Origin of the sequence: Arthrobacter sp. 2MCAF14 (assembly GCF_052115645.1) — a bacterium.
Taxonomy (GTDB): Bacteria; Actinomycetota; Actinomycetes; order Actinomycetales; family Micrococcaceae; genus Arthrobacter.
Genome location: NZ_JBFRHB010000074.1, coordinates 1 through 8,862 on the forward strand (window position 1 = coordinate 1; position 8,862 = coordinate 8,862).

4 protein-coding genes are annotated in these 8,862 nt (G+C 63.0%); 1 reads left to right on the top strand and 3 read right to left on the bottom strand.

What is annotated here, in order from left to right; all coding sequences use genetic code 11:
* Positions 1-386 precede the first annotated feature (386 nt).
* Genes AB4074_RS24310 through AB4074_RS24320 form a run of 3 tightly spaced genes read right to left on the bottom strand, consistent with a single transcriptional unit; the run spans position 387 to position 7,955 of the window.
* On the bottom strand, positions 387-4,073 hold the full coding sequence (locus tag AB4074_RS24310) for a 1,4-alpha-glucan branching enzyme (protein ID WP_441415678.1): 3,687 nt from the start codon (positions 4,071-4,073) through the stop codon (positions 387-389).
* A gap of 1 nt (position 4,074) precedes the next feature.
* Positions 4,075-5,871: a maltose alpha-D-glucosyltransferase gene (gene treS, locus AB4074_RS24315; protein WP_441415679.1), complete on the bottom strand. Its 1,797-nt coding sequence runs from the start codon at positions 5,869-5,871 to the stop codon at positions 4,075-4,077.
* Between the two features lie 5 nt (positions 5,872-5,876).
* On the bottom strand, positions 5,877-7,955 hold the full coding sequence (locus tag AB4074_RS24320) for an alpha-1,4-glucan--maltose-1-phosphate maltosyltransferase (RefSeq protein WP_441415680.1): 2,079 nt from the start codon (positions 7,953-7,955) through the stop codon (positions 5,877-5,879).
* Positions 7,956-8,086: 131 nt separating this feature from the next.
* Between AB4074_RS24320 and AB4074_RS24325 the strand changes: the two genes are divergently transcribed.
* The coding region (locus tag AB4074_RS24325) for a DUF3417 domain-containing protein (protein WP_441415681.1) at positions 8,087-8,862 on the top strand (776 nt) is incomplete at its 3' end.

Genomic DNA, 8,862 nt, shown 5'->3' on the forward strand with positions numbered 1-8,862 from the left:
ACAGGACCAGCCAAAACAACCAATTCATAAAAACAAATCGGTATCAACAAACTTGGCACACTATTGAGTTCTCAAACAACAGACACACCCGGCACCACCCACACCCCACAGGGTCCAGGATCGCTCCGGAGCAACTTCCCAAACTTACCGGCTGCTTGCCTCCTAGTCAAATCGGCGTTCTTGACTTGATCTTCACGAGGAACTCAGTCAACTTCACCGATCTCCACAGGGGAGCAGCGCGGGTACTAACTATACCACCAGTTCTCCGGGGAGGCAAAAGCCCGGTCAGGCGGCCTGCTGCGCTTCAGCGGTCGTCCGCTAGATCCACGCAAAGGGCCCGGAAACTCAAGGCTTCCGGACCCTTCACCCTCAGAAAAGCAGAACAACTACCCCACAGGCGTGAACCAGGAAGCTCCGAGCGGCGGCAAGGTGACGGTCAGTGCCGCAGGCAATCCTTCCGCCCCGGGTGCGGTGGCAAGCAGTTCACCGCTGTTGATCACGCCCGAGCCTCCGTACACCTCGGCGTCCGTATTGAGTACTTCCTGCCATGCGCCGGCGGACGGGACGCCGAGCACATAGTTCTGGTGCGGGCCTCCCGAGAAATTCACGGCGCACACCAGGGGGTTGCCGTCGTTGTCCCACCGGATAAAGGTCAGTACGTTGCGGTCCGCGTCCGCGCCGTTAATCCACTGGAAACCGCCGGGCTCGTTGTCCCGGACATGAAGGGCCGGCGTCGAGCTGTACAGCGTGTTCAACTCACGGGTGAGCAACTGGAGTCCGCGATGCGCCGGAATGTCGGCAAGGAACCAGTCGAGCCCGTGCTGTTCGGACCATTCGGCCTCTTGGCCGAATTCGGTGCCCATGAAGATGAGCTGCTTGCCCGGGTGCGCCCACTGGTAAGCCATGAACACCCGGAGGTTGGCAAGCTGCTGCCAGCGGTCGCCGGGCATCTTGCGCAGCATCGATCCCTTGCCATGCACTACCTCGTCGTGGCTGATGGGCAGCAGGAAGTTCTCCGTGAAGGCGTAGACCATGGAGAACGTCACCGTACCGTGGTGCCAGCGGCGGTTCACCGGGTTTTCGGAGATGTACTTGAGGGAATCGTGCATCCAGCCCATGTTCCATTTGAGGCCGAACCCCAGGCCGCCATGGTTGGTCGGCGCGGTAACGCCCGGGAACGCCGTAGATTCTTCGGCGATGGTCACTGCCCCGGGGTGGGTCTTGTAGATCGTGGCGTTGACCTCCTGGAGGAAGGAGATGGCTTCCAGGTTCTCGCGTCCACCGTGGACATTGGGGAACCACTCCCCTTCCTCGCGCGAATAGTCCCGGTAGAGCATGGAGGCCACGGCGTCCACCCGGAGCCCGTCGATGTGGAATTCCTCAAGCCAGTACAGGGCGTTCGCAACCAGGAAGTTCCGGACCTCGGTGCGGCCGAAGTCGAAGATGAGTGTGCCCCAGTCCGGGTGCTCACCGAGCCGGGGATCGGAGTGCTCGTACAGCGGTTCGCCGTCGAAGCGGGCGAGGGCCCAGGCGTCCTTCGGGAAGTGCGCGGGGACCCAGTCCAGGATGACGCCGATGCCCGCTTGGTGCAGCGAATCAACGAGGAACCTGAATTCGTCCGGATGCCCGAATCGTGAGGTCGGAGCAAAGTACGACGTGACTTGGTAGCCCCATGAACCGCCAAACGGGTGCTCGGCCACCGGCATGAACTCGACGTGGGTGAAGCCAAGCCATTTCACGTAGTCCACGAGGTCCTTGGCCAGCTCTTTGTACCCGAGGCCAAGGCGCCAGGAACCAAGGTGGACTTCGTAGACGCTCATGGGTGAGTTGTGCGGGTCCTTGTTGGCGCGCGCCGTCATCCAGGCGTCGTCCTTGAAACGGTAGCCGGACTCCACCACGCGTGACGCGGTCAGGGGCGGAACTTCGGTGCCGAAGGCGAGCGGATCGGCTTTCTCCACCCAATGGCCGGCCTTCGTCAGCAGCTCGAATTTGTAGCACGCCCCTGCTACAACGCCCGGGATGAAGACTTCCCAGACTCCTGAAGAACCGAGCGAGCGCAAGGCGTGTTCACGCCCGTCCCAAGAGTTGAAGTCGCCCTTGACGCGGACTGCCTGTGCATTTGGCGCCCAGACGGCGAAGGAGACGCCGTCCACATCGCCGAGCGGGGAGCGGTAGTGCTGGACGTGGGAGCCGAGCGTGTCCCAGAGCCGTTCGTGCCGGCCTTCGCCGATAAGGTGCAGGTCCACCTCGCCGACGGTTGGAAGGTAGTGGTACGGATCGTTGATCGTCACCGGCGCGGAATCGCCGTACACGACGTCCAAGCGGTAGTCCGGAACGTGGCCGTGCTGCAGCGGTTCGAGGACCGCCACCCAGATCCCGTCGGTCTCGTGGGTCATCGGAACGGAACCGGCTTCGGTGACCACGGTTACTTCCGCCGCGAGGTGCTTGACCGTGCGGATGGTGACGTGACCGTGGTCGTCAAGGTGAGCGCCCAGCACCGAGTGCGGGGCGTGGTGCGCACCGGCGGCCACCCGGCCCAGGGTAGCGGCGTCCACATACAGCGGGACTCGGGGCCGTTCGGTACGTGCTGAGCCTGTCATTTCCTTACCTTCCGATGTCGCCACGGCATCCGTGCCGGGGCTCGTGTTTCCGAGGAGCTGCCGCGAAGCATTGACCGGAATGGGCAACCAGTCCGGCCTGTTCCGCAGCTCGTAGATCACCTCGTACAAGGCCTTGTCCAGCCACAATGCCACAAACAGCGGCGAGCGGCGGTCAATAGTTCCAGGGGTGATGTCGCTGTAGCCTGCCAGGAAGGCCTCGGCGCAGTCGTCAACCCACGTGGCGGGAACCCGGGCACCCGGGTTCTCGCGGATGGCCGCGCCGGCCGCGTAGTCGAAGGACCGCAGCATCCCGACGACGTCCCGCAGGGGAACGTCGGGAATGTTACGGTGTTCGATCGGCCTCAGGGGTTCGCCCTCAAAGTCCAGGATCGCCCACCGGGCCGCTTCGCCCGCGGCGCTGGGCACCAAGAGGATCTGGCCTAGGTGAAGGTCTCCGTGGATGCGCTGCAGCGTCCCGGCTTCCTTGCCCGACAGTTGCGTCAGGAGAGCCTCGAGCTGCTGCTCATGGGGCCCGACGGCGGTGCCCGCCTCAGCCCAGGACTGGCGGACGCGCCGGGCTACTTCGGGCGCGATGTCCTGGCCCGGAACGCGTTCCCGGGCGGTTCCGAGGGTTTCGGCGAGCCGGAGGTGCACGGTGGCGGTCGCCTGGCCCAGTTGCCGGGCTTCGGCGGCAAAGTCCCTGCCTGATGCCGCGGCGTCGACGGCGAGGCGCCATGCGTCCTGGCCGCCGGCAAGGAATTCGTGGGCGACGGCGAAATCCGCCGAGGCTGTGCCGTGCCGGCCCAAAGACGTTCTCACCTCCCACGTTCCCGTAATCCATCCAAGGGTGGACGGCACTTCCTTCGTACCCGCCGAGGTCAAGGCCGCGCCCACCTCCACCTCGGGGTTCTTGCCGACCGACACGACCCGGAAGATCTTCACGATCGCCGCGGACACGCCGTCGTCGACGATCACTGAAGTGTTGGACTGCTCGCCGGAAGAGACTCGCACGGATCCTGAGGCAGAGGGCAGCCGCAGGCTGCCCGGCACGGCATGTCCGCTCGCGGTGCACTCCCCCTCGCCGGGCTCTGCGGACGCCTGGCCTCGGATGAGATCGAGCCATACCGTCACAAAGTCGGGATCGTGGGGGGCATCGTATACCCAGAAAGCCGGATCCTGCTCGCTTGTTCCACCGATCTGGCCCACCAAGGCAGGTGCCAAGGCGGGCGAAGGCGCGGAACGAAAGCTAAGCGGTACTTGGATGATGTCGGTCTGCCTCCCGCCATCGGCCGTTGCGTAAGCGACGGACAATAGCTGGACCTCCACGCCTGTCCCAAAGGCGGGCGCGGAAAGGGCGAACGAACCGACGAAATCCAATTCGAATAACCCTGCCTTGACCGGAAACCAGCGCTGCCGGGGCAGCCATTCCTTCAGCAGGGAGGCCAGGACCGTGGTGGGCGCCATGAGACTCATGTCAGCCTTCGATGGAGAGCACTGGGATGGCCTGGGTGTACGGCGAGGAGGCGGTGGAACCCGCCGAACGTATCCGAAGCCAGAAGAAGTCGTGGCTGCCGAGCGTGAGGGTCAGGGAGCCGTCGGCGCCAATCCCCGGGAACGGTTGGCCTCCGAACACATCCCTCAAGCCTCTTCCGGCATATTCTGGGATATCCAAAGTGGTAGCAACCGGATGCTGAGACAGGTTGAAAACGCACAGGATCGATTCGGCGTCCTCGCCTTCCGGATTGTCGTCCCGGAGCTCGCGCAAATAGGCAAGGACCACTTCGTGGTCTGCCGGAACGTTCCGGTAGCCGCCTAGCCCGAAGGCCGCGTGGTTCCTACGGACACTCAGAATCTGCCGTGTCCAGCGCAGGAGCGACCCGGAATGGGCCGCTTCCGCCTCGACGTTCGCCATGCTGTAGTTGTAGACCAGCGACTGGATGACCGGCAGGTACAGCTTTCCGGGGTCGGCGTTGGAGAACCCGGCGTTGCGGTCCGGGTTCCATTGCATCGGCGTGCGGACGGCGTCGCGATCGTCAAGCCAGATATTGTCCCCCATCCCGATTTCATCCCCGTAGTACAAGAAGGGGCTGCCCGGAAGGGAAAGCAGCAACGCGTTGATCAGTTCGATCTCGGAGCGGGAATTGTCCAGCAGCGACGCAAGCCTGCGCCGGATCCCGATGTTGGCGCGCATTCGCGGGTCCGGGGCATACCAGCCCAGCATGGCGGCACGTTCGTCGGAGGTGACCATCTCGAGGGTGAGTTCGTCGTGGTTGCGCAGGAAGGTGCCCCATTGGGCGCCGGCCGGGATTCCCGGGGTGTCCCGCAGCGTCTCGATGATGGGGGCGGCCTTCTGGTCGCGGAGCGCATAGTACAGGCGCGGCATGATGGGAAAGTGGAAGGCCATGTGGCATTCCGGTTCTTCCTCCGTGCCAAAGTACTCGACGACGTCGTGCGGCGGTTGGTTGGCTTCGGCGATGATCACACGGCCCGGGTAGTTCTCGTCCACCATCTTCCGAAGGTCCCGCAGGAAACCGTGGGTGGCCGGCAGGTTTTCGCAATTGGTGCCCTCTTCCTCGAAGAGGTAAGGGATGGCATCTGCCCGGAATCCGTCAATGCCTTGGTCCAGCCAGAACCTGACGACGTCGTGCAGAGCCTCGACGACCTTGGGGTTTTCGAAGTTCAAGTCGGGTTGGTGGCTGAAGAAACGGTGCCAGAAGAATTGCCGGCGGATCGGATCGAACGTCCAGTTCGACTCTTCCGTGTCCACGAAGATGATGCGCGCGTCCTGGTACTTCTCGTCGGTGTCACTCCACACGTAGAAGTCGCCGAACGGGCCATCCGGGTTCTTGCGTGACTCCTGGAACCAAGGGTGTTGGTCCGAGGTGTGGTTCAGAGGGAGGTCGATGATGACCCTGACGCCCCTCGCATGGGCTTCGGCCACGAGCCGCTTGAAGTCGCTGATGGTGCCGAACTCGTCCAACACGGACGTGTAATCGGAAATGTCGTAACCGCCGTCGCGCAAGGGCGAATCGAAGAACGGCGGCAGCCACAAACAATCCACTCCGAGCCACTGCAGATAATCCAACTTGTCGATGAGTCCGTGGAAATCACCGGAACCGTCACCATTCGCATCCGCGAAGGCCCTCACCAGAACCTCGTAGAAAACAGCCTTCCGATACCAATGTGGGTCATGTTGAAGACCCGGGGCGTTCAGCTCGAAAGTGTTCTTCGGCGTGAAGTACTGACTCTGACCCTGCGGATTGAAGCTCACTAAGGCTACCTCCGGATATTGAGAATGTGTGCCGGTTCTACATGGGCGTCCAGTCGGACGTAGTTGTACTCGCCCCACTCCCAGCTTTCGCCGCTGACCAAATCATCCACCCAGAATCGTCCGTTGGCGGTGAAGTCGGATGGATCCAGCGAAAGAGCCGAGAGATCCAGGGTCACGGTGCTTTCCCTGATGCCGTGGGGATCGACGTTGACCACGATGATCAAGGTGTCCTTGCTGCCGTCAGGCAAGGTCTTGTGCTTGGAGAACACGATGGTGGCGTCGTCCGTGCTGTGGTGCAAAGTCAGGTTCTGCAGGTCGCCCAGGGCGGGGTGGGCCTTCCTGATGGCGTTGAGCCGCGTGATGTACGGGGCGAGACTGTGCCCGGAAGCGGCTGCGGCATCCCAGTTGCGGTCCTTGAACTCATATTTCTCGTTGTCGATGTACTCTTCGGCACCGGGACGCGCCACATGCTCGTACAACTCGAATCCGGCGTACACACCCCAGAGCGGGCTGGCCGTCGCCGCCAAAGCGGCGCGGATGCGGAATGCGGCCGGACCGCCGTATTGGAGGTATTCGGTGAGGATATCCGGGGTATTGACGAAGAAATTGGGGCGGAAATACGCCGGGGATTCGTGGCTGACCTCCTGGAAATACGATTCCAGTTCGGTCTTGGTGTTCCGCCACGTGAAGTACGTGTACGACTGTTGGAAACCTGCCCGGCCGAGAGCGTGCATCATCGCGGGGCGGGTGAACGCCTCGGCGAGGAAAACGACGTCGGGGTACTTTTTGTTGACCTTGCCGATCAGCCATTCCCAGAACCACACCGGTTTGGTATGGGGGTTGTCCACGCGGAAAATCTTCACGCCGTGGCTCACCCAGAGGAAGACGATGCGCAGGATTTCCTTGGATAGTCCGGCGGGATCGTTGTCGAAGTTCAGCGGGTAAATGTCCTGGTACTTCTTGGGCGGGTTTTCGGCATAGGCGATGCTGCCGTCAACCCGAGTGGTAAACCATTCCGGATTGGTCTTCACCCAGGGATGGTCCGGGGCGGCCTGCAGCGCCAAGTCCAGAGCGACCTCGAGGCCCAGCTCATTGGCGCGGGCCACAAACCCGTCGAAATCCTCGAACGATCCCAATTCCGGGTGGATGGCATCGTGGCCGCCGGCTTCGGAGCCGATGGCCCACGGCGAGCCCGGATCCTGCGGACCCGGAGTCAAGGTGTTGTTGCGTCCTTTGCGGTGCTGGAAACCAATCGGGTGGATGGGCGGCAGATAGATGACGTCGAAGCCCATGTCCGCAACGGCGTCGAGCCTCTTGGCCGCCGTCGTGAAGTTGCCTGAAGTCCACGTTCCCGTGGTGGGATCAAGCACGGCACCTTCGGAACGGGGGAAGAATTCATACCAGGCCCCGCGGCCGGCGAGGTCACGCTCCACGAGGAGCGGGTATTGTTCCGAGACGGTCACGAGTTCACGGATCGGCTGGCGCTCGACGACGGCCACGACCTCTTCGCTGAAGCCGGCGGCAAGGCGCTCCTCGTCAGTCCTCGAAGTATCGGCGAGGCCTTCTGAGGCAGCGCGAAGGATGCGCTTGTCCGCCGCGCTTCGGGCGCTTTCGCCTGCCGCTTCGGCGAGCAATGCGACACCCTCAGCGAGCATCAGCTCCACATCGATGCCGGCCTCGACCTTCACTTCCGCGTTGTGATGCCACGTGCCGTAGCGGTCGTGCCAGGCTTCGATTGCGAAAGTCCAGGCTCCGGGCGCCGTCGGGGTCAGCAGGCCCTCCCAACGGTCGGTTCCCTTGCCACGCTCGCCCGGGGCCGGGGCGAGCCGGACACGTTGGCGTTCTTTGCCTTTGGGGTCCAGCAGGACGGCGCTCACCCCCAGCTGGTCGTGGCCCTCACGGAAGACCGTGGCGCCAACCACCAAATCTTCACCAGGCAAGGCCTTGGCCGGGAACCGGCCTTCCTCGATCACGGGCTGCACGGCCGTGATGGGGAATCTGCCGAATCTAAGACCTTCGGTGATACCGGTCTTCTGCTTGGACTTGGATGCTGAGCTGGATCGCGGTGCTGCAGTAGTGGTCACAACCTCGACGTTAGCGAGAAAAATCACATTTTGCGAAGAGGTACCCCAGACTCTTCCGCGCAATGTGTCATTTACCTAAAAGAAACCGAAAGCTGTTCCTGCCGTCCACCGAGTGGATTAGTGTGACGCTCGTGAAGGCAATTCGAAGGTTTACCGTCCGTACACTGCTCCCCGAGCCGATCCAGCCACTGGCGCGTCTCGCGATGAATCTGCGCTGGTCGTGGCACCGGCCTACCCGTGAACTCTTTGCGAGCCTTGACCAGGAATTGTGGGAGGAGAGCCGTCACGATCCAATAAGCCTCCTCGGGTCAATCAGCCGCGATCAGCTGGACCAACTTGCTTCCAACAATGAACTTGTGGAGCGCGTGCAGCATGCGGCTGCGGACCTGGACCGGTACCTGAGTGAGCCGCGCTGGTACCAGGGCCTGGGTCCGGACGCTCCGGCGTGCATCGCCTACTTCTCGCCCGAGTTCGGCATCACGGAGGTGCTCCCGCAGTATTCCGGCGGCCTGGGGATCCTGGCCGGGGACCACCTGAAGGCCGCCTCGGACCTGGGTGTGCCGCTGATCGGCGTCGGGCTGCTCTACCAGGCGGGCTACTTCAAGCAGTCCCTTTCCCGGGACGCCTGGCAGCAGGAAACCTACCCGGTCCTTGACCCGGACGGCCTGCCGCTGACACTCCTGCGTGAACCGTCCAAGGACGGCACCGGCAAGCCGGTGACGATCTCGTTGCCGCTGCCCAACGGACGCAAGCTCAACGCGCACATCTGGCGGGCCGACGTCGGGCGCGTGCCGCTGTTGCTGCTGGATTCGAACGTTCCGGCCAACGACGACGCCGCGCGCGGGATCACGGACCGCCTCTACGGCGGCGGAGGTGACCACCGCCTGCAGCAGGAACTGCTGCTGGG

Coding starts and splice junctions, on each gene's coding strand:
- AB4074_RS24310 (WP_441415678.1), bottom strand. CDS start 4,073: ATGAGTCTCATGGCGCCCACCACGGTCCTGGCCTCCCTGCTGAAGGAA.